Raw genomic sequence first — 20,560 nt, forward strand, 5'->3', positions numbered from 1 at the left:
TCCGGGGAGTTGCGCTCCTCATCGCCCGGACCGTCATCGCGAGTGCTCCCGCAGCGCCCGGTAGCGGCGCTCGTTGCGCCGGGCAGCGGCAGCGTAGATCAGCGCGAACACGAAGATGATCGGATAGAAGCCGAACGCATGCACCAGCCACGGCAGCGGCACCCCCGCGATGACCAGCTCGGAGAGACCGGGAACCGTGGCCAGCAGCACCGCGAGCGCTCCCGCGGTCACGACGAAGCCGAGCACGCAGCCCAGGGCGAGGCGCAGCTGCGCGCGCACCAGGCCCCGCACGTAGACGGCCTCCGGCTCGGCTACGGCTCGTCCGTCCACCGTGACGGTACGCATCAGCTCCGTCTCCGTCCGCGGGCGGTCGCCGCGACCTGGTGGGTCGGCGCTGACCCGCACGCGCTCGGTCATGGATGCATCAGCCTGTCGCGGACGTCCGAGACCAGCCGGCGGCTCACGGGCAGTTCGATCTCGGGGAGCGAGACGGTGGGCGCCTGGCCGCTGAGGCGCGCGGCGACGATCGCGTCGACGTGCACGAGGTAGGACCGGTGGACGCGGAGGAAGCCGGCCCCGGACCAGCGCTCCTCCAGTTCCGAGATCGGCACGCGCACGAGATGGTCACCGGCCGCAGTCCACAGGCGCGAGTAGTCGCCCTGCGCCTGCACCCAGCGCACCTCGCTGCGGCGAACCAGGCGCGTCTCGCCCGCGATCGTGACGGGGATGCGCTCGTCGGCGAGGGCGGGCTCGCCCGGGCCGTGCGTCTCGATCGCCCGCCCCACGGCAACGCGGAGGCGCTCGGGGCGCACGGGCTTGAGGAGGTAGTCCACGGCCGCCACGTCGAACGCCTCGACGGCACGCGCCTCGTCCGCCGTGATGAACACCACCGCCGGCCGCTGCTGGAACTGCTGCAGCGCACGGGCCAGGTCAAGACCGGACAGCCCCGGCATGTGGATGTCCAGGAACACGACCGACACGGGCGCTTCGCTCAGCAGTCGCAGTGCGTCGGCGCCGCTGCGAGCCAGCCGGATGTCACCGATCCGTTCGTCGGCGCGCAGCAATGCGGCAAGCTCGTCCAGCACGGGCTGCTCGTCGTCGGCGATGAGGATGTCGCAGGTCACCGTGCCACCGTCTCATGCTCGGGCTGAGAGCGGGGCACACGAATGCGCACCAGCGTCCCCGCGCCGATGGCCGTCTCCACGACGATGCCCTCGCCGTACAGCCGTCGCAGGCGCAGGTCGACGTTGCGGAGGCCGACGTGGTCGGATTCTGCGCCGCTGAGCAGCGCCCGCGCTCGTTCGGGATCCATCCCGGCGCCGTCGTCCTCCACGGTGATCTCGGTGTGAGCGCCCAGATCCTCGCTCGCGATGGTAAGGCGTCCGCCGCGCTCGCCGGGCTCGAGCCCGTGCTTCACCGCGTTCTCGACGAGCGGCTGCACGGCGAGATACGGGATCACGGTGGTGAGCGTCTCGGGAGCGATGCGCAGTCGCACCGTGAGCCGGTCGCCGAACCGGGCACGCTCGAGCTCCAGGTAGGAGTGGATGGAGCGGAGCTCGTCGGCCAGAGTGGTGAACTCCCCGTGACGGCGGAAGGAGTATCGCGTGAAGTCGGCGAACTCCAGCACCAGCTCGCGTGCGCGCGGCGGATCGGTGGTGATGTACGAGGCGATCGCGGTGAGGGCGTTGTAGATGAAATGAGGGCTGATCTGCGCGCGCAGTGCCCGCAGCTCCGCCTCGGCCAGAGCGGCGCGCGAGGAGTCGAGCTGCCCCAGCTCCAGCTGACCGGCGAACCACTCGGCCACTTCGCCGGTGGCCCGCACGAGCGGAGCGCGCACCGGATCGGCGAACGCGATCACCACGCCCCACACGGCACCGTCCACGAGGATGGGCGCGCCCACCGCTTCACCGTCCTCGGACGATCCGCGCTGGCGGGAGTACACCTGACGCCGGCCCGCCGCCGCCACCTGATCAGCGATGGTCCGTGCGGTGTCCGTCAGACCCGTCGCCGGGCCGTCGAAGACGATCTCGCCGCCGGGGCCGACCAGGGCGACGACGCGACTGCCGAGGAGGGCACGCACATGGCGTGCCGCGCGAGCGAGGTCGGTTGCGCCGGACTTGCGCAGATCAGCCGCGGCCCTCCGCGCCGTGTGCAGCGTGCGATAGGTGGCGCGCTCCTCCTCCGAACCGAGATCACGGGACCCCCGGGCCAGGCGCCGCGTGAGCAGCAGCACGATCACCAGCGCGGCGCCGATGACCGCGCCGATCACCAGGAGCACGGCGTCGGGCATCCTCCCATGGTAGGCGCGCCCCTCAGTACGCCGATGGCGTTCCCCGTCTGCGCGGGAAGACGGAAAACGCCACTCCGAGCGCCACGGGAGCTGGGTTTTCCGTCCGCCATCGCGCTCAGCAGCACCGCGAACCGGGATTGGCGTCCTGATCGGCGTAGTGGCGACGCCAGAACTCCCGCTCCGTCATCGGCTCGGAGTCCGGGTGCTGGCGGCGATGGTGCTCCGCGTAGGTGGCGTAGGCCGTCTCGCCCATGAGGTTCGTGGCGTACCAGCGCACCGCGCGCGCGGCCCCCACGAGGGCGCGCCCGGCGCGGGAGAGCAGGCCCTCCCGCGCCGGGCGAATGGTGATCACCATCTCAGTGCCCCGACGAGACCGTGGGCCGCTGCTCCGCCGGCAGCTCCTGCCACTGCTTCTCGATCTCCCGCTCGGCACGGGTGGCGATGAAGCCGTCCGGTGCGAAGCGGCGCGATGCCACCGGGGCGTCCTCGTGGTTCTCCCCACCCCCGGCCCGCAGGCTCTTCACGGTGGATCCGATCGCGACGGCCATCACGATGATGGTCAGCACCACGAAGACCACGCTCAGCACGCCCTGCACCATGGTGTTGCGCACCACGGCCTCCATCGCCTCCACCGTCTTGGCGGTGCCGAACGAGGTCTGGCCGTCCGCGAGCGCGGCGCGGAACGCGGCGTTGTTGGCGAAGTAGCCCACCGCGGGGACCGGGGAGAAGATCTTGTACATCGACGCGGTGACGGTGACCACGGCGGTGAAGGCCAGCGGAACCGCCACGATCCACAGCCACTTCACGTAGCTGCGCCCGCGCTTGGCGACGATGGCGAGCACCACCGCGAGCGCGATGGCGGCGAGCAGCTGGTTGGCGATACCGAACAGCGGGAAGAAGGTGTTGATGCCGCCGAGCGGGTCGGTGACGCCCAGGATGAGGATCGATCCCCATCCCGCCACCATGATCGCGGTCGTGATCCAGACGCCGGGACGCCAGGTGACGTCCTTGAAGCGCGGCAGGAAGGTGCCGATCGAGTCCTGCAGCATGAAACGGGCGACACGCGTGCCCGCATCGACGGCGGTGAGGATGAACAGCGCCTCGAACATGATGGCGAAGTGGTACCAGAAGCCCATCATCGCGGTGCCCCCCAGCGCCTGATGCATGATGTGGGCAAGGCCCAGTGCCAGCGTGGGTGCGCCTCCCGTGCGGGAGATGATGCTCTCCTCGCCGACGTTCTCTGCGGTCTGCGTCAGGAGTTCCGGCGTGAGGTTGACTCCCGTGATGCCGAGGGAGTTCACCCAGGCGACCGCGCCCTCCACCGTGCCGCCGGTGGCCGCGGCGGACGAGTTCATCGCGAAGTAGATCCCCTGGTCGATGGAGACCGCGGCGACCAGGGCCATGATCGCCACGAAGGACTCCATGAGCATGCCGCCGTAGCCGATGAAGCGCGTCTGGCGCTCCTTCTCGACGAGCTTGGGGGTGGTGCCGGAGGCGATCAGCGCGTGGAACCCGGAGAGGGCGCCGCACGCGATGGTCACGAACAGGAACGGGAAGAGCGGACCGGAGAACACCGGCCCCGTCTCGCCGGAGGCGAACTGGCTGATCGCCGGCACCTCGATGGCGGGCATCACGATGATGATCGCCCCCGCGAGCACCACGATCACGCCGATCTTCATGAAGGTCGAGAGGTAGTCGCGCGGTGCCAGCAGAAGCCAGACGGGCAGGACCGCGGCCACGAAGCCGTAGATGATGATGCCCCAGGCGATGGCCTCCTTGGGCAGGTGGAACATCGCGTAGCCCCAGTCGGTGCTGGCCACCCAGCCGCCCGCGACGATCGCGGCGATGAGCAGCACGAAACCGATGATCGAGATCTCGGTGATGCGCCCCGGGCGCCAGTACCGCAGGTACACGCCCATGAACAGGGCGATCGGGATGGTCATCGACACGGAGAACACGCCCCACGGGCTCTCACCCAGGGCGTTCACCACCACAAGGGCGAGGATCGCCACGATGATGATCATGATGAGCAGCGAGGCGATGATCGCCGCGGTGCCGCCGATACGGCCGAGCTCCTGCTTGGCCATCTGACCGATGGTGCGTCCGCCGCGACGCATCGAGAAGAACAGCACGAGGTAGTCCTGCACCGCGCCGGCGAACACGACGCCGAGGATGATCCAGATGGTTCCGGGCAGATAGCCCATCTGCGCCGCGAGCACCGGGCCCACCAGCGGCCCGGCACCGGCGATGGCCGCGAAATGGTGGCCGAACAGCACACGACGGTCCGTGGGCGTGTAGTCCTTGCCGTCGTTCTTGTATTCGGCAGGGGTGGCCCGGCGATCGTCGGGGCGGGTGATGAACTTCTGGATCACCTTCGAGTAGAAGCGATAGGCGATCAGGTAAGTGCACACCGCAGCGAACACGAACCAGACGGCGTTGACGGTCTCGCCACGAACGATCGCGAGCATCACCCAGGCCACACCGCCGAGCAGCGCGATCGCCGCCCACAGCAGGATCTTCGGCAGGGTCCACTTCGCCTCGGCGGCCCGCACCTCTGCGGGGACCGCCGTGGGCGGCAGCGCGGGATCGGTGACGATGGTCGCCCCTCCGCTGTCGGCGCCGCGTGCGCCGGATTCGTCCGTTGCCATCGTTCTCGCTCCATCTCCTGCCGCCTCGTCGCGACCGCGTCAGCCTAGGCGGGTGATGCACCCCGGGTTCCGGCCCACCGATCAACCGCCCGAACCTGCGACGAACGGTAGGTTCGGCGCGACGAACGGGCGATGAGCGGAACCGGGAACATTCCGCGCGCAGCACCGGTTGTCTCCCGAAACGACGGGAGAACCCATGACGGAGCAGATCGAGATCACCCGCGCCGATGATCGTCAGCGCTACGAGATCCACGTGGACGGCGCGCTCGCGGGATGGGCGGATTTCCGCGACACCCCCACCGGCAAGGTGCTCTTCCCCGCCACCGAGATCGACCCGGCATACGGGGGTCGCGGCCTCGGCTCGCGCCTGATCGACGCCGCCGTTCGCGACGTCGCGGATCAGGGCCGGATCGCCGTGCCGCGCTGCCCCTTCGTGGTGTCCTATCTTCGCAAGCACGAGATTCCCGGGCTGGTCGTGGAGTTCCCCACGGCCGAGGAAGCCGCGGCGCACGCGGCGGCCCATGCCGCCGGACGTGGCGGTGACGAGGCCGCCGGCCACGGCGGTGGCGCGGAGTCCGCTTCGGTGCAAGGCTGACAACACCTGCCGGAAGGAAGAACATGTCGGACGTCACGGACGAGATCACCGTCAGCCGCAACGAGAGCGAGGGGCGCTACGAGATCCGCGTGGGCGGTGAGCTCGCCGGTTTCACCGAGTTCGTCGCCACACGCGACGGCAAGCTGGTCTTCCCGCACACACTGATCGACCCGGCCTTCGAGGGCCGCGGGCTGGCGACTCGGCTCGTCGGCGACGCCATGGCCGATGTTGCCGCGCAGGATGGCACGGTGGTGCCGCTGTGCCCCGTGGTGGCGCACTACCTCCGCAAGCACGAGGTTCCCGGGCTCACCGTCGAGTTCCGTGGCGCCGCGTCATGAGCCGCCTGGACGCCGCACCGGAGGAGGCCGAGACGCCGGTGTCGTGCGATGGACCGCGTGCCGATCTGTATGACGCGCGCGAAGTCCCGCTGGGCGGCCTCCGCGCGATGGAGGTGCGGCGGGCACTGCCTCAGCGCCCGCTGCCCACCGTGGGCGCCTGGTGCTTCCTGGATCGCTTCGGCCCTCAGCAGGCCGTGATGCGCGTGGAGCCGCATCCGCACATCGGGCTGCAGACCGTCACGTGGCCCTACTCCGGCGAGATCCGCCACCGCGACGTGCTCGGCAGCGATGTGGTGATCACGCAGGGCTCGCTGAACCTCATGACCAGCGGCCGGGGCATCGCGCACTCCGAGTACTCCGTCGGCGAGGACGCGATGCTGCTGGACGCCCTGCAGCTCTGGGTCGCGCTTCCAGACTCGCGACGCCACGGCGAGCCCGCCTTCGAGAAGCACGATGACCTGCCCCAGGTGCACCTTCCGGCGGGCGATCACGGCACCGGCGACGAGTCCACCGCCGTCGTGACCGTCGTGCTCGGCTCCTTCGCCGGAGTCCGCTCCCCGGCGAGCGTCTACACGCCCATCGTGGGAGCCGAGATCCGACTCCCCGCCGGGCGACGCGTGCGGCTGCCGCTGGAGGCGGCATGGGAGCACGCGATCATCCCCGTCACCGGCGAGGTGATCGTGGAGGCCGACCCCACCACCGTCGCCGCCCCGGATCAGTTGCTGTATCTGGGCATCGGACGCGAGGGGATCGAGGTGGCCGCCGAGCAGGACACCACGCTGTTCCTCATCGGCGGAGAGCCGTTCGAGGCGGAGTTGGTGATGTGGTGGAACTTCGTGGGCAGGACCCACGAGGAGATCGCGCAGGCACGCGAGGACTGGGCGAACGAGGACCCCCGTTTCGGCGGGCGGATCGTGGGGCACGGGGATGAGCGTGTGCCCGCCCCGCCGATGCCGAACGTGCGCCTCACGCCGCGCAAGCGCCGCCCCTGATTTTCTCCGGTCGGGCGCTGGTGAGGGTGCACTAACCTGGATCAGTGAGCCCGAACCAGCGCATCTCCACGCGCGTCCTGCTGATCTGTGCCGCCATCGGCGTGGTCACCGGACTCGTCTCTGCGCTCGCCGGAGCCCTGAGCGGACCGACCATCATCGTTGCGCCCGTCCTGTACGGGCTCGTCCTCACCGCCCATGCCCTCCCGGGAGTGCTGGCCCAGGCCGTTCTCCGCGAGCGCTGGGTCGCGCTGATCACCCATCTGCTCGCGGCGCTCGTCGCCTCCGCCACGCAGCCGGCGTTCATCGGCAGCTACCTCGCCGCCGTCGTCATCATGGGCGGCGTGCAGGAGGGGTGGGCGGCCATCGGCCGTTACCGCCGCTGGAGCGCGGGCTGGCTGTGCACGGGTGGGGCCATCCTCGGCGTGATCCTCGGTCTCACCGCGGGGCTCATCATCGGCATGAAGCACCTGCCCTGGTGGGGGACGATCCTCTCCGTGGCGCTCACGATCATCGGCGGCGTGGCGTGGTCCCTGGTGGCCGTTGCCGTCGGGCGCGCGCTCGGTCGCGCCGGACTGACGAGGACCCACCGTGGCTGACATCCTGATCCGACGAGCCTTCCCCGCCGACGCCGACGATCTCACGCGCATCGAGGAGGCGGCCGACGCCCTGCTGGTCGACCTGCTGTCGCCGCCGTCCTGGCCCGAGGTGGAGCCGGGAGAGGTGCGCCTCGCGATGCCCGGTTTCGCGCTCATCGCCGAGATCGACGGCGAAGCGGTCGGCTTCGCCCACGTGATGGAGGTGGACGAGCACGCGCATCTCGAGCAGCTGTCCGTGCTCCCCACCCACGCCGGTGCCGGAATCGGGCGGGCGCTGCTCACCGCGGCGATCGATGATGCTCGCGCGCGCGGTCACGTCCTGATGACACTGCGAACGTTCGCCGAGGTTCCCTTCAACGCGCCGTTCTATGCGTCGGCGGGCTTCACGGTGACAGAGCCGGACACCGATTTCCTCCGCGAGCTCATCGACATCGAAACCTCCCTCGGCCTCACCGGCATCGGCCCTCGGGTGCAGATGTCACTCCCCCTCTGAGCTGGCCGGCGTTCTGGCGACGCTCAGCGCAGGGCGATAGCGTGGTGAGGTAAGCCTTACCCATCCCGGACTGGATACCGTGCCCTTCGACGCCGCCGATCCCCCGCTGCTGCGGGTGCGCGATCTGTCGATCCTGCACGACGGAAACGCCTCTCCCGCGCCGAACGGCGTCTCCTTCGACATCCGCGCCGGCGAGGTTGTGCTGCTCCTCGGCCCATCGGGCTCGGGAAAGTCCACGCTCGCGCTCGCACTGAACGGGCTCATCCCCCACGACATCCCCGCGGAGGTGACCGGGTCTGTGACGGTGCAGGGCCTGGATGCCGCGACGGTCACGCCCGCGGAACTCTCCTCACGCATCTCGATGGTGTTCCAGGATCCCGACGCCCAGCTGGTCACCGGCACCGTACTGGACGAGGTGGCCTTCGGCCCCGAGAACCTGCTGGTCCCCGTCGAAGAGGTGCTCGCCCGGGCCGAACGGGCGCTGCGCCGGGTGCACCTCTGGCACCGTCGCCAGGACAACCCGGACACCCTCTCCGGCGGCGGGCGTCAGCGCCTGGCGATCGCGTGCGCGCTGGCCATGGGGTCTCCTCTCATGGTTCTGGACGAACCCACCGCCAACCTCGATCCCGCCGGTGTCGAGGAGGTCTACGCGCTGCTGGCTGAGATCGTCGCCGAGGGCGACCGCTCGATCCTGCTGGTGGAGCACAACCTGGACGAGGCGATCGGCTTCGCGTCACGGGTGATCGTGCTTGACGCCGCGGGACGGATCGCCTTCGACGGCCCTACCGCCGACGTGCTGCGCGAGCACGCCCACGACCTCGCGGCCCTGGGCGTCTGGCTTCCCACCCCCACGCTCGCCGGCTTGCACCTGCGCGCAGCGGGTGCTCTCCCGGGTGAGCTGCCCCTGAACGCCCCTGCGCTGCGAGCCGCGCTGCCGGGAGCCGAGCCGTCCTCCCCCGTGCCGGCGACGACCGTCGCGTCGGACGCCATCGTGGAAGTCAGCGGGCTGAGCGTGCTGCGCGGCGGCCATCGCGTACTCGACGACGTCTCGTTCCGGATTCCCCGCGGCTCCTTCACCGCGGTCGTCGGCGGCAACGGGGCGGGAAAGACCACGCTGGTGCAGGCTCTGGCCGGGGTGGTCCGCCCCCCGAAGGGTGCCATCCGCATCGACGGGATCGATGCGGGCCGTGCATCCGCTCGCGTCCTCGCGCAGCACGTCGGCTTCGTGTTCCAGAACCCGGAGCACCAGTTCATCGCGCCGACCGTGTACGACGAACTCGCCTACGCGCTGCGCCAGCTGAAGCTTCCGGAGTCCGAGGTCCGCGAACGCGTGAGTGACGTGCTCGCGCGGTTCGGGCTGGCCGACAAGGGTGAGATCCATCCCTTCCTGCTGTCCGGCGGCCAGAAGCGACGCCTCTCGGTCGGCACCGCGCTCATGTCAGCGGCCCCCGTCCTGGTGCTGGACGAGCCCACCTTCGGTCAGGACCGCGCCCGCGCCGGTGAACTGCTCGACCTGCTCGACGAGCTGAACGCCGCGGGCACCACCGTCGTCATCGTCACCCACGACATGCAACTGGTCGCCGACCGTGCCACCCACGTCGTCGTTGTACACGGTGGTCGAGTGCTCACCACGGGCGCTGCGCAGGAGGTCTTCGGCGACGACGAGCTGCTGGAGACCACCGGGCTGCGCCTTCCCGCACTGCCCGCCGCCGTACGGGTGGTGCCGGGGTACGCGCACGTGTGGGGCATGGCGGACCTGCTGTCTGCGGCGGCTTCCGAAACGCGGACGAGCGGCGATGGTGCAGGCGGCGATGGCCACTCCGGCACCAGCACCCCCGTGCGTGACCTCGACGCCACGGAGACCAGCGACCTCGACACCAGCAAGCACGACACCCGCACCCCCGACATCGCTGACACCAGCGACCTCGACACCAGCACGAGCACCACCACCAGCAGCACCAGCACCGGCACCGGCACCGGCACCGGCACCAGCGCGAGCACGAGCGAAGCTCCGAGCGTGAATCGCGACGACGCTGTGGCTGCTCGCGGGTCGCGAGGGTCATCCGTGGGTACCTCCCTGCTCCCCGGCACGGGCCCTGCGAACGATGGGACCGGATCATGACGGCCGCGCCGATCACCGGCGGCATCGCGACCGACCCGTATCTGGCCGGCGAGCCCGCGCCCTCCTGGCGGTATCTCCACCATCTCAACCCGCTGGCGAAGCTGGCCGCGCCCATTCTGCCGATCATCGCGCTGCTGTTCGTGCGGGACATTGCCACGCCCGCGGCCCTCATCGTCCTGACGTACCTGATCCTGCTCACCGGTCAGCGCCTGTCCCGCGGGCTCGTGCTCCTCCTGCTGCTCGCACCGCTTGCGATTGCGCTGCTGGCGGTCGGCCTCGCGCTGTGGACCGACCCGGGGACGCTGGAGAGGGTGGGCGAGCCGGTGGTGTCGATCGGGTCGTGGCACCTGTACTCGGGTGCGCTCGTCGCCGGGCTCGCCAGCTCGCTCCGCCTCTCGGCGATGCTGATCCTGGCTCTGATCTGCGGTGCGGCGACCACCGGTCCCGATCTGGTCCGCTCGGCGGTGCAGCACCTGCACTTGCCGTACCGCATCGGGTACACCGCGCTCGCCGCCTACCGTTTCATCCCGCGTTTCCGCCACGAGCTGGGGGTCATCCGCGCCGCACACCGGGTGCGCGGCCGCAACGCCGGCGGTGGCCCCGTCGCCGCATTCGTCCGTGGCTGGGGCTACGTGCTTCCGTTGATGGCAGGGGCCATCCGCCACGCGGAACGCGTCGCACTCGCCATGGACTCCCGCGCGTTCGGCGCCCACCCCACACGCACCGAACGCCATCTCGTCCCCTGGCACCCCCGCGACACCGCGTTCCTCATCGTGTTCACGCTGGCGTGCGCCGCGATCTTCGTGGCCGGCGCCCTCGTCTGAGCTGCCCGGCACCGGCTGCGCAACTACCCCGCCGCCGTCGCCACCACGGCCACCGCCACCACCACGGCCACCGCCACCGCCACCGCCACCGCCGAACCGTGCTCGCGGGGATGACGACATCGCCGCCAACTCTCGCATGTGCGTCGACATCTGCCTCTCGCATGTGCGTCGACATCCGTGCGGACCTCGCGCCAACGCGCGCATTCCCGTGATCTCGCGCCGTCCTCGCGCCCGCCCCGCCACTGTCCCGCCGACCCACCTACCCACGCTGCTAACACCAACGCCGACGACGCCGCCGCCGATAGTGCACCAAATGAGGACATTCGCCCGAAACCAGGACCAAAACGCCCGATCGATCCTCATCTCGACGACATCTCCTCGTTTGGCGACACAACCTCGTCGTCCACTGCACGAACCCTGCACCGGCCGCAACAAGCAGCGCACTTGCCAACCCATTCCGCGCTTGCGACGTGACGACACCGACGCCAACCCTCGCACTCCGCTCACGTCCGCGCCGGTCTCCCGCCCGCACCCGCCACTTCCCTGCTGACCAACGCCAACCACCGCCACCGACGCCGACGCCGACGCCGACGCCGACGCCGACGCCGATAGTGCACCAAATGAGGACATTCACCCGAAACCAGGACCAAACCGCCCGATCGATCCTCATCTCGACGACATCTCCTCGTTTGGCGACACGAAGCCACGCCGCAGCAGCCAGCCGAAGTCCGTCGGCTCCCGTGCTTGCTTGCGCCGTTCGAAAGCTGCGTGCTCGCCGATGGGCACGCCCACCTGTCGGACCGCCGCTCGATCCGCCAGAGCCCGACCAAGACCCCGAGCCCGACCAAGACAATGAGCCCGACCAAGACAATGACGCCCGACGAACCCCTCCTCCCCGACCAGGATCGTGACGCCGGGTGCGCACAATGACGCCGAGTGCAGACAACGACGACGACGCAGGCAAGACACGCCATCGGAGACAGCGGTGACGAACGAACGCAATCACGCGAAACGAGGAGATTGCGTTGAAACGAGGACCAAAGGGCTTGATATGTCCTTGTTCCGACGAAAAACCCTCGTTTCGGGGCAGCATCCCCCTCTCAGGGACCAGTCACCGCACGCCAACGCACACCGACCGCCGGCTCACCCCAGCGCCCGCGTCACCCTAGCGCCCGCGTCACCCCAGCCCCCGGCTCACCCCAGCGCCCACCCCACCCCGGCGGCTCACTTCAGAGGCGGGAGAAGCGGCGGCGGTAGGCGGTGGGTGTCGTGCCGACGGTGCGCGAGAAGTTCTGACGAAGCACCGCGGCCGAGCCGAAGCCGGCTCGGGTGGCGACGGACTCGATGTCGTCGTCGGTCTGCTCCAGCAGTCGCTGGGCGAGACCGACGCGCTGTCGGATGATCCAGGCGGCTGGCGTTGTGCCGTACTCGCCGACGAAACGGCGGGCGAAGGTGCGATCAGACATGTGTGCGCGGGCGGCGAGCGAGGCCACGCTGATGTCGTCGTGCAGGTTGTCGATGGCCCACTCGGCGACGGGCGCGAGGGACAGCTCTGCCGATGGCGGGATCGGGCGGGAGATGTACTGCGCCTGACCGCCCTCACGCTGCGGTGCGACCACCATGCGCCGGGCAACGGTGTTCGTGAGCTCCGCGCCGATCGTCTGGCGCAGCAGGTGCAGACAGGCGTCGATGCCGGCCGCGGTTCCGGCGCTCGTGATGATGCGCCCCTGTTGCACATAGAGGGCGTCCGGATCCACATCGATGCTCGGGTGCATCTGAGCGAGCACATCGGCGTACATCCAATGCGTGGTGGCGCGCAGACCATCCAGGACCCCGGCCGCAGCCATGCGGAATGATCCGCTGCAGACTCCGACCACCCAGGCGTCTCGTCGGACGGCGGCACGGATCACGTCGAGCACATCGGCAGGCGCATCGCCCCAGGTCGCGCGGGGAACCGGCAGCACGACGAGCACGTCGGCGTCTTCGGCCACATCGAGACCGTGCTCGATCTGCATGGTCAGCCCGATGCTGTTGCGCACGGGCCCCGGAACGGACGTGGCGACCCGGAAGTCGAAACTGGGCACCCCGTCGTCGCTGCGATCGAGGCCGAAGACCTCGCAGGCGATGCCGAACTCGAAGGGCGTGAAACCCGGCTCCACCAGCGCGACCACGCGTCGGATGTACTCGCTCATGCTTCCTCGCTCGCATTGGCAGAATTCGTTCGAATGATGATTATCCAGCCACTCGTGACGGGATAAGCACGATCATAGCGTTTCTGCCATGACCATTCTCCTCATCGTCCTCGCCCTCGCCGCCTGGGGCGCCGTGCGCACCCTGCGCGAGCTCCCCCGTGACGGGTACCGGGCAATCCGCACCGACCCGCGTCGGCTCCCCTGACCCCAGCGATCCCCGTGAAAACCCCAGGACGTCCGAGAGGCCCCGCGTTGCCGGGCATCTCGGACTCGGACGGGTTGCTCGCGGCGGACGAGCTCAGGCCGAGAGGACGCGGGTGTAAATCTCGAGCATCGCGGACGTGCGCGACGACTGCCGGAAGCGCTCGGCGATCTCCGGATTCACGGCAACCGCCCGCCCCGCGTCGATGTCGTCGGCGGCGCTGCGCAGCGCCTGCGCCAAGGCGGACGTCGACAGCGGCTCCGCCACGGGCCAGAACCCCGATTCCAGCTCCGCTGCGATATCAGGATCGCTCACGACCGCCGGCGTTCCGAGCGCTGCCGCCTCGAACGGCGTCATGCCCTGCGTCTCGAAACCGACGGAGGTCTGCACCACGGCATCGGCGGCCCCGAGACGAGCGAGCGTGTCACGGTACGCCAGCCTGCCCAGGAAGCGGACGTCCGCCCGGGGCGAGCGACGAGCCACCAGTCGCTCGGCTGCGCGGCGCTCCGCGCCCCCGCCGATGATGTCGACCTCGGCGCGCATTCCGGATTCGGCCACGGCCTCCAGGAATGGCAGCAGACGCTTCTCGGGACTCATCCGGCCGACCCACACGAAGCGCGGCACGCCGTCCTTGCGCGGGCCGCGAGTGGCGAGGGCGGCATCCAGCACCGCATCGTCGATCCCGTTCCAGACCACGTCAACGGGCCGGAACACACCGTGCCCCTCGAGCCGGCGCGCGAAGTGGGCCGAGGGGGCGGTGACGGCAGCGGAACCCGCCGCGATGCCGGCGAGGAAGCGCCACCCGGCGGACTCGCGGGTGGAAGCAGCTTCCGCACCGCCGCCAAGGTGAGTGCGCACAGCGTCGCCGGGACCGGTCTCCGCGACATCGCGCGGGTCCTCGGCCGCGTCCGCAGTCCCCGTGCGGGTGGCGCCACGCAGACCGAGACTCGGCCCCGCCGGGAGCATCCACCGCTGCCATCGCACCAGGGCGGCCAGCACGAGGGGAGCAAGCGGCGTCACGGCCTGGATCCCCACGTCGACGCGGTTGTGCATCGTGTGCACGACGGGAAGACCGTGCCGGCGGGCGAACCGATGACCGGTGAAGGCCCCCCAGAAGTCCGCCTGCACGTGCACCACATCCACCGGGGGGCGCTCAGCGAGCGCTCTATCGACGAAGGCGTCCGTACGGGCGCCCGGCCAGGTCATCGAGTACTCACGATCGAGCTGGATGGGGATCGACGGCGTCTCCACGTACGCGGGGTCGCCGAAATCCCGCCCATGCATGCGCGGAGCGACGACCGTCACGGTATGACCCGCGCGCTCCAGGAACTGACGCTGCAACCTCATCGACACCTGGGCGCCGCCCGAGGACTCCACGTGCTGGTCGCCGAAGAAGACGATGTGCATCGTCACTCCGGGATGGGCTCGCCGCGGTACAGCGCCTCGAACGTGTCCAGGGTGCGGTTGATGTCGTGGATCGACACGCCGTCGAGAGACGCCTGCTGCATGCGAAGACGCTCCTCGGGCGATGCCGTCAGCACCCGTGTGATCCGCTCGCGGACGGCGTCGACATCTCCCGGAGGGAACAGGTAGCCGTTCTCACCATCGTGCACGAGGTGCGGGAGAGCCATCGCGTCAGCGGCGACGACGGGCAGCCCCGATGCCATCGCCTCCATCGTCGAGATGGACTGCAGCTCCGCGATCGAGGCGATCACGTAGAGGCTGGCTCGCGAGTACAGTGCGCGCAGCTCCTCATCACTGGCATGACCGTGGAACGTGACGACGTCTTGCAGACCGAGCTCGGTGACCAGCGCTTCCAGGTTGTGGCGCTGATCGCCGCCACCGACGATGTCCACGACCGTGTGCAGATCGGGATCCAGGCGCGCGATGGCCCGGAGGGTGACATCGACCTGCTTCTCGGAAGTCAGGCGGCCCACGATGAGCACCCGGTTCTCCTCGCGCGGCGTGAGATCGGGCGAGTAGAAGCGCCGGTCGATGCCGCAGCTGATGGGGATCACTCCGGTGAGGCCCGTGGTGCGCTCGAGGAAGTCGGCAGCCTTCCGCGTGGGGGTGGTGACGGCGCGGGTCATGTCGAACGTGCGACGCGCGTCATCCCACGCGAACTTCAGGAAGATCTTGTCCAGCAGCGGCGGCAGCGTGGTGAAGTCGAGGATGTTCTCGGCCATCACGTGGTTCGTCGCCACCACGGGGATGCCGCGCTTGCGGGCCTCGCGGGCGAGACCGCGCCCGATGACGATGTGGGACTGGATGTGCACCACATCGGGCTTCACGGAATCCAGCACCTGACGCGCATAGTGGCGCGAGCGCCACGGCCAGACGAAGCGCAGCCAGTCGTGCGGGGGCCACCGCAACGACGGCAGGCGATGCATCATGAGCTCGGCGCCTTCGATGGTCTCGCGGTGCGGCTCGCTCTTGCGGTAGGCGGTGGCCGGTGCCATCACATGCACGTCGTGGCCGCGCTCGGTGAGCCCGGCCGCCAGCCGCTCGGCGAAGCGCGCGGCGCCGTTGATGTCCGGCGAGAACGTGTCCGCCCCCATGACGATGCGCAGCGGACGGTCGGTGCGGATGGCGCCGTCGCGGGCCTGTGCGGCGCTGGCGGGCGCGTTGCCGTCGGAAGCGGAGCCCTCGGGTGCGGGGGGCGCGGATTCGGTCACGGGTGGGGGTCGCCTATTCTCTGCGGTCGAGCGGCCGCAGTCGCGCCCCCCACTGTACCCGCTGACCTGTGCACGGACCGGGAGCAGACGTACAGGTGGCGCAACCCGCACGGGACGCACAGCCTGGGGAGGAATCGATCACCTAGCCTGTGTTGCATGCCTCGTCTGTACGCCGAAGCCGATGCCACGCGCTGGGTCCCCGTCACCGAGTCGTTCGGCCTGCGCGGACGACGCCAGCGCAAGCAGGCGATCCGCATGCTGATGGCCCAGGTGAACCGGTCGATGGGTATCGAGCAGCGCGGTGGTGGTCGCTTCACCGCGTGGGCGATGAGCCAGGCGGCCCCGATGCTCATGCGCAAAGCGGCGGGCCGCGTGCTGGTGTGGGTGTGGAAGGAAGACCCCGAGCTGATCGTCGCGATGGCGACGCTGCAGGAGGCGACCCCGCAGGCGCGCACGGCGCGAGCGATGCGCCCGATGGAGTACGACGACACCGAGTCGTTCCGCCACCCCACGTTCGGTGTGGGCGAGCGCCTCGTCATGGATGCACCCGGCGGCGACAGTCCGCCCTTCGTGGGCTACAGCTTCGACCTCGGAACGCATCTGGTGGAGCTCACCGCAATCTCCGGCGATGCGAACCGGTTCCGCACGATCCTCGGCGATCTGGATGCCCTGGCGCGCGAGCTGCGTCTGGTGGATGACCTCACGGTGGGCGAGTCCGCGGGCGTGCTGCGCCTTCCGCCGGCCTAAGCCCTCAGCCCAGCCCCGCGTCCAGGCCGGCCCGCAGCAGCGCCTCCGCGACCCGCGCCTGAGTGTCCACATCACCCGCGACGGACACGGTCGTGCTGACCACATAGGTCGGGAACTCCACGATGGCCGCGGCGATGGGCGACTCTGTTCCTGACACCGTGCTGGCGAACACCACCGCCTGACCGGTGAAGCCGGACAGCGGCCGCGGCGTCTGATCCGTGAGCAGCGAGCGCGAGCCGTACGACACCTCGTTGAACGTCCCCTCCGTCCCCTCCTGCACCGCGAGGGACGCGCTGCCTCCGCTCGCGGTCGTGTACTGGCACGAGACACCGACGAGGTGCTCGGTGGTGACCGCCTCTCCGAAGACCTCCGCCAGCCGCTCCGCGCCGACGAGCGGGCAGAGGTCCTCGGTGAGCACCGGTGGCGCATCGGCGGCAGTGCTGGGGTCGGCGGCAGTGCTGGGGTCGGCGGCGGTACTGGGATCGGCAGTCGCGGCGGGATCCGCGGCGGCGGTCGGGTCCGCCGCCGCGGAGGCCCCGGCGGCGACGCTCGGCGACGTACCGCCGCCCGTACCGGAAGCACATCCCGCCAGCAGGACGATCGCGGTGAGGATGACCGGCGCACCGGTTCTCCTGTTGGACATGAGCCCCTCCTCTCGCGGGTGACTGCAGCCATGATCCTCAGGCGGAGGCGGTGGCGCCATGGGGGATCGGGGTAATTTCTCCGGCTCGATGCGTGCACCCGCGCACTGCCGGGGGAATACTGTCGCGCCATGGATCGACGCGCACTGATCGCCGACGCCGGAGAGGCGATCGTCACGGATGACGCCGATGCGGCGGCCGCCGTGCTCGCCGGCGAACGCGGCCCGATCGCCGATGCGCTGCGCGCCTTCGCGGCGTACTGGAGCGCCGACTACGCAGCCTGCGCGCACTTCGCCCGGCGCTCCTACGCGGATGCTGTGGACTCCCAGCAGCGAGCACTGGCCCTCGCCGTCACGCTGTGGGCACAGGCGGCGGGCGGAACCGGCTCCGCATCGGCCGAGGTGGAGGCCGCCCCTGCTGTGGTGGCCGAACTGCACGGAGACGAAGAAGTGTCGGTGCTGGCTCGCGGCTTCATCGCCGACGGCGCACTGATGATGGGCAGACTCGACGTCGCGCAGGCTGTCGCACCGGCACCGGAAGACACCTCCTGCTGGCGTGACAGCGCGTTGGAGGTGCCGTTGCGCGGGGTGCCGGTGCGGGTGGCCGCATTCGCGGGGCGGATTGAGCGGGCCCGCGCACAGCTCGCCGGCCTGCAGGATGCGGGGCGCCGCCACCGGCTGCCCGCATGGCCGCTGGCGTGCGAGGCGATGGTGGCCGCAACCGCCGGCGACACGAGTGCTGCCCGCCAGTGCGTCGATGCCCTCCTCGCACTGGGGCTGGATGAGACCTCCTTCGCGGGCCGTGGCGCACTGATGCTCGCTGCCTACGGCGCCGCGGCCACGGGCGACGAGTCTGCGGCCGCCGCGCTGGCCCGACGTGCCGGCGGTCACCGGGATCTCAGCCTGCTCGCCTGTGCGGACCGTGCCATGGCGGTCGATCTTCTCGTCGCCGACGCCATCACCCGAGGCGACGAGAGGGCCGTCGTCCGCTCCGAGCTGCTGCTCGCCGAGCTCGACCGCACGGCCGAGGTGACCCTTCCCACGCTGCTGCGCACGCGCGCACGGATCCTGCTTCATCGCGGCGACGCGGCCGATGCCGCGCTCGTGGCGGAGGCGTCCGCCGAGCTTGCCGGCGCAGCGCAGCGCCGCCTCGAACACGGGGACGCACGCATCATCGCGGCACGTGCGCTGCTTCATGCCGACCTCCCGGCCGCGGCCCGCCTGCTTCGCGACGAAGTGCGCGCGGCCGATGCCGCCGGCGAGCATGCGCTGCGCGTACGGGCCGCGCGGGTTCTGTCGGCGGCCCGTCGCCGTCTTCCTCCGCCGCAGACCGCCTGGGCCGCGCTCTCCCCGCGCGAGTGCGAGGTGCTCGACCTCCTGCGCGCGGGGCATGGCGAGGACGCCATCGCCGGCCGCCTACATCTGGAGCGCTCCACCGTGCACCGCCACCTCACGCGAGCGATGTCCGCGTTCGGGACGTCGGGTCGCGTCGCCCTGCTCTGGGCAGCCGGTGCCACCGGCGAGCGGCGCCCGCTTCCGGAGCTCACCTCGCGGCAGCGGGCGGTGACCGAGCTGATGAGCACGGGCCTCACGAACGCCGCGATCGCCGACGTCCTCGGTGTCAGCGCGAAGGCCGTGGAGGCGCACCTTGCGCAGGCGATGCTGCGGTGCGAAGTCCCCACGCGCCTCGCGCTGGCTCACCGGTGGCTGCTTCGGGAGTGAGCAGGCCCTGATCCCCCTCGCCGAGGGAAATCGCACCGCCGAGGTACCTCGAAGGTGCGATTTCCCTCGGCCACGACAAGCGCGCTCCCGAAGACGGTGGCGCACTCCCGGGCCGCCTCAGCCCGCTGTGGCGTTCTCGTAGGCGCGCATCGCCGCCTTCTGCGCATCGGCCAATGCCTGCTGCGGCGTCTTGTCGCCGAGCAGCGCCGCGGTGATCGCGTTGTTCAGCTCGTTCTGGATCTCCTGTCCCGCCGGGGAGGATCCGAACGACTGACCGTAATCCACCACGTCGTAGTACGCGGAGATGACCTGGTCGAAGTCCGCATTGCCGCTGGGCTTGACCCACGTGTCGCGCAGCGCCTTGTCGGCGTCGGGCGAGCCCGTGAACAGGCCCGTGTTGATGCCGCCGTCCTTCGCGCGCGTCTCACCGCGGGCTTCGCCCGCGGCATCCCAGGCGTCGTCCGAGGTGAGATCGATCATCCAGGCGCAGGCCGCGGCGGGGTTCTTCGCCCCGACCGGGATCACGAACGCCGTTCCCGAGGCGACCGAGAACGGCTCACCGTCCGCGTTGCGGAACGGAACCGCTTCCAGCTGCAGCTGGTCGACGTAGGGCGAGAGCACGTTGGGATACCACTGCGCGTTGATCTGCGCTCCCACCTGTCCCTTCACGTACTGGTTGTCGTCGCCGAACGTGTCGAAGGAGTCGGTGAAGCTCTTCACGGCCGCAAAGCCACCCTGCGCATCCGTGATCTTCTTCAGCAGCTCGATGCCGGCCACGTTGCTGGGGTCATCCAGCGTGGGCGCACCCTTGTCGTCGTTCAGCTTTCCGCCGGTGCCGAGGATCCACAGCCCGCCCTGACCGGTGGCGACGGGATCGAAGCCGAGCCTGCTGGGAACGCCGCCGTTCTCCTGGTACATCTTCGCGATGGCACCGAGCAGCACGTCGGGCTTCGACGTGTCGATCTGGTCGGAGGTGACGCCCGCTTCGGCGAGGACCTTCTTGTTCACAAGGATGGCGGGCGGCTGGTAGAACTGCGGCACAGCCCAGGTGGCATCGTCGTAGGTGACGTCGTCCACCACGAACGGATACCAGTGATCGCGCGGCGACACGTCCTGTGCCGTGAAGCACTCGTCCAGCGGCATGATGAGCTTCTGCGCCGCGTAGGTGGTGACGTAGCGCCGGTCCATCTGCACCACGTCGGGCACATCGCCGCTGGCGAGGCGGGTGGTGAACTTCTGCGCGTCGAAGGCGGTCGCATCCAGCTCCACCTTTACGTCGCTCAGCTGGCCGGCGGCGTAGTCGAGGCGGGACTGACCAACGTCGTCGGCGTTCTCGAACCCCCAGGCCTTCAGCGTGCCCGTCGGCTTGGCGGAGAAGTCCGCGCCGGCCACACCGCCGTCGCCTCCCCCGCCGCAGCCGGACAGCACGACGGCGGTTGCCGCGGCCATCGCCGCGATTCCCCATATGCGCTTTCGCATGTCAT

Annotated in this window: 19 protein-coding genes; 9 read left to right on the top strand and 10 right to left on the bottom strand. The window is 70.0% G+C overall.

The window, feature by feature from the left end:
* Window positions 1-33 precede the first annotated feature (33 nt).
* From LQ566_RS14390 to LQ566_RS14410, 5 genes are all read right to left on the bottom strand, one after another.
* Entirely contained in the window at window positions 34-417 is a 384-nt protein-coding gene (locus LQ566_RS14390; RefSeq protein ID WP_231092419.1) for a heavy metal transporter, read from the bottom strand.
* Window positions 414-1,124 (bottom strand): LytR/AlgR family response regulator transcription factor, encoded by a 711-nt coding sequence (locus tag LQ566_RS14395; protein WP_231092420.1) that lies wholly within the window; start codon window positions 1,122-1,124, stop codon window positions 414-416. The genes LQ566_RS14390 and LQ566_RS14395 overlap by 4 nt, the downstream gene beginning before the upstream one ends.
* The gene (locus LQ566_RS14400) at window positions 1,121-2,290 is read right to left on the bottom strand and encodes a sensor histidine kinase (RefSeq protein WP_231092421.1); all 1,170 of its coding nucleotides are present in this window, start codon (window positions 2,288-2,290) and stop codon (window positions 1,121-1,123) included. Before LQ566_RS14400 ends, LQ566_RS14395 begins: the two co-directional genes overlap by 4 nt.
* 115 nt (window positions 2,291-2,405) lie before the next feature.
* Complete coding sequence (locus LQ566_RS14405; RefSeq protein WP_231092422.1) at window positions 2,406-2,645, bottom strand: YbdD/YjiX family protein; 240 nt, start codon at window positions 2,643-2,645, stop codon at window positions 2,406-2,408.
* Window position 2,646: 1 nt separating this feature from the next.
* Window positions 2,647-4,938, bottom strand: a complete 2,292-nt coding sequence (locus tag LQ566_RS14410; protein ID WP_231092423.1) for a carbon starvation CstA family protein — start codon at window positions 4,936-4,938, stop codon at window positions 2,647-2,649.
* A 196-nt stretch (window positions 4,939-5,134) separates the two neighbouring features.
* Between LQ566_RS14410 and LQ566_RS14415 the strand changes: the two genes are divergently transcribed.
* From LQ566_RS14415 to LQ566_RS14445, 7 genes are all read left to right on the top strand, one after another.
* Window positions 5,135-5,533 (top strand): GNAT family N-acetyltransferase, encoded by a 399-nt coding sequence (locus LQ566_RS14415; RefSeq protein ID WP_231092424.1) that lies wholly within the window; start codon window positions 5,135-5,137, stop codon window positions 5,531-5,533.
* A gap of 23 nt (window positions 5,534-5,556) precedes the next feature.
* Complete coding sequence (locus LQ566_RS14420) at window positions 5,557-5,871, top strand: GNAT family N-acetyltransferase (RefSeq protein WP_231092425.1); 315 nt, start codon at window positions 5,557-5,559, stop codon at window positions 5,869-5,871.
* Complete coding sequence (locus tag LQ566_RS14425; RefSeq protein ID WP_231092426.1) at window positions 5,868-6,863, top strand: pirin family protein; 996 nt, start codon at window positions 5,868-5,870, stop codon at window positions 6,861-6,863. The genes LQ566_RS14420 and LQ566_RS14425 overlap by 4 nt, the downstream gene beginning before the upstream one ends.
* A gap of 44 nt (window positions 6,864-6,907) precedes the next feature.
* Window positions 6,908-7,459 carry an ECF transporter S component gene (locus tag LQ566_RS14430; protein WP_231092427.1) on the top strand — a complete coding sequence of 184 codons (552 nt, stop codon included), beginning with the start codon at window positions 6,908-6,910 and terminating at the stop codon, window positions 7,457-7,459.
* Complete coding sequence (locus tag LQ566_RS14435; protein WP_231092428.1) at window positions 7,452-7,952, top strand: GNAT family N-acetyltransferase; 501 nt, start codon at window positions 7,452-7,454, stop codon at window positions 7,950-7,952. The genes LQ566_RS14430 and LQ566_RS14435 overlap by 8 nt, the downstream gene beginning before the upstream one ends.
* A 79-nt stretch (window positions 7,953-8,031) precedes the next feature.
* On the top strand, window positions 8,032-10,074 hold the full coding sequence (locus LQ566_RS14440; protein ID WP_308071048.1) for an ABC transporter ATP-binding protein: 2,043 nt from the start codon (window positions 8,032-8,034) through the stop codon (window positions 10,072-10,074).
* Window positions 10,071-10,898 carry an energy-coupling factor transporter transmembrane component T family protein gene (locus tag LQ566_RS14445; protein ID WP_231092429.1) on the top strand — a complete coding sequence of 276 codons (828 nt, stop codon included), beginning with the start codon at window positions 10,071-10,073 and terminating at the stop codon, window positions 10,896-10,898. Before LQ566_RS14440 ends, LQ566_RS14445 begins: the two co-directional genes overlap by 4 nt.
* A gap of 1,229 nt (window positions 10,899-12,127) precedes the next feature.
* On the opposite strand, the gene LQ566_RS14450 is transcribed toward LQ566_RS14445, so the two are convergent.
* The 3 genes from LQ566_RS14450 to LQ566_RS14460 form a co-directional block, all read right to left on the bottom strand.
* A complete protein-coding gene (locus LQ566_RS14450) occupies window positions 12,128-13,090 on the bottom strand; it encodes a GlxA family transcriptional regulator (RefSeq protein WP_231092430.1) in 963 nt (320 codons plus the stop codon).
* A gap of 298 nt (window positions 13,091-13,388) precedes the next feature.
* On the bottom strand, window positions 13,389-14,699 hold the full coding sequence (locus tag LQ566_RS14455; protein ID WP_231092570.1) for a glycosyltransferase: 1,311 nt from the start codon (window positions 14,697-14,699) through the stop codon (window positions 13,389-13,391).
* Between the two features lie 2 nt (window positions 14,700-14,701).
* A complete protein-coding gene (locus LQ566_RS14460) occupies window positions 14,702-15,850 on the bottom strand; it encodes a glycosyltransferase (RefSeq protein WP_231092571.1) in 1,149 nt (382 codons plus the stop codon).
* Window positions 15,851-16,123: 273 nt separating this feature from the next.
* Here LQ566_RS14460 and LQ566_RS14465 point away from each other — a divergent pair, with 273 nt between their 5' ends.
* Window positions 16,124-16,714: a hypothetical protein gene (locus LQ566_RS14465; RefSeq protein ID WP_231092431.1), complete on the top strand. Its 591-nt coding sequence runs from the start codon at window positions 16,124-16,126 to the stop codon at window positions 16,712-16,714.
* Window positions 16,715-16,718: 4 nt separating this feature from the next.
* Here LQ566_RS14465 and LQ566_RS14470 read toward each other — a convergent pair whose 3' ends face one another.
* On the bottom strand, window positions 16,719-17,357 hold the full coding sequence (locus LQ566_RS14470) for a hypothetical protein (protein WP_231092432.1): 639 nt from the start codon (window positions 17,355-17,357) through the stop codon (window positions 16,719-16,721).
* Window positions 17,358-17,486: 129 nt separating this feature from the next.
* Between LQ566_RS14470 and LQ566_RS14475 the strand changes: the two genes are divergently transcribed.
* Complete coding sequence (locus tag LQ566_RS14475; protein WP_231092433.1) at window positions 17,487-19,076, top strand: LuxR C-terminal-related transcriptional regulator; 1,590 nt, start codon at window positions 17,487-17,489, stop codon at window positions 19,074-19,076.
* A gap of 117 nt (window positions 19,077-19,193) precedes the next feature.
* Here LQ566_RS14475 and LQ566_RS14480 read toward each other — a convergent pair whose 3' ends face one another.
* The gene (locus tag LQ566_RS14480) at window positions 19,194-20,555 is read right to left on the bottom strand and encodes a type 2 periplasmic-binding domain-containing protein (protein WP_231092434.1); all 1,362 of its coding nucleotides are present in this window, start codon (window positions 20,553-20,555) and stop codon (window positions 19,194-19,196) included.
* Window positions 20,556-20,560 lie beyond the last annotated feature (5 nt).

The organism is Microbacterium nymphoidis, assembly GCF_021044885.1.
Taxonomy (GTDB): domain Bacteria; phylum Actinomycetota; class Actinomycetes; order Actinomycetales; family Microbacteriaceae; genus Microbacterium; species Microbacterium nymphoidis.

Coding starts and splice junctions, on each gene's coding strand:
- LQ566_RS14465 (WP_231092431.1), top strand. CDS start 16,124: ATGCCTCGTCTGTACGCCGAAGCCGATGCCACGCGCTGGGTCCCCGTC.
- LQ566_RS14415 (WP_231092424.1), top strand. CDS start 5,135: ATGACGGAGCAGATCGAGATCACCCGCGCCGATGATCGTCAGCGCTAC.
- LQ566_RS14450 (WP_231092430.1), bottom strand. CDS start 13,090: ATGAGCGAGTACATCCGACGCGTGGTCGCGCTGGTGGAGCCGGGTTTC.
- LQ566_RS14405 (WP_231092422.1), bottom strand. CDS start 2,645: ATGGTGATCACCATTCGCCCGGCGCGGGAGGGCCTGCTCTCCCGCGCC.
- LQ566_RS14460 (WP_231092571.1), bottom strand. CDS start 15,850: ATGGGGGCGGACACGTTCTCGCCGGACATCAACGGCGCCGCGCGCTTC.
- LQ566_RS14480 (WP_231092434.1), bottom strand. CDS start 20,555: ATGCGAAAGCGCATATGGGGAATCGCGGCGATGGCCGCGGCAACCGCC.
- LQ566_RS14455 (WP_231092570.1), bottom strand. CDS start 14,699: ATGCACATCGTCTTCTTCGGCGACCAGCACGTGGAGTCCTCGGGCGGC.
- LQ566_RS14400 (WP_231092421.1), bottom strand. CDS start 2,290: ATGCCCGACGCCGTGCTCCTGGTGATCGGCGCGGTCATCGGCGCCGCG.
- LQ566_RS14420 (WP_231092425.1), top strand. CDS start 5,557: ATGTCGGACGTCACGGACGAGATCACCGTCAGCCGCAACGAGAGCGAG.
- LQ566_RS14425 (WP_231092426.1), top strand. CDS start 5,868: ATGAGCCGCCTGGACGCCGCACCGGAGGAGGCCGAGACGCCGGTGTCG.
- LQ566_RS14390 (WP_231092419.1), bottom strand. CDS start 417: ATGACCGAGCGCGTGCGGGTCAGCGCCGACCCACCAGGTCGCGGCGAC.
- LQ566_RS14410 (WP_231092423.1), bottom strand. CDS start 4,938: ATGGCAACGGACGAATCCGGCGCACGCGGCGCCGACAGCGGAGGGGCG.
- LQ566_RS14445 (WP_231092429.1), top strand. CDS start 10,071: ATGACGGCCGCGCCGATCACCGGCGGCATCGCGACCGACCCGTATCTG.
- LQ566_RS14475 (WP_231092433.1), top strand. CDS start 17,487: ATGGATCGACGCGCACTGATCGCCGACGCCGGAGAGGCGATCGTCACG.
- LQ566_RS14470 (WP_231092432.1), bottom strand. CDS start 17,357: ATGTCCAACAGGAGAACCGGTGCGCCGGTCATCCTCACCGCGATCGTC.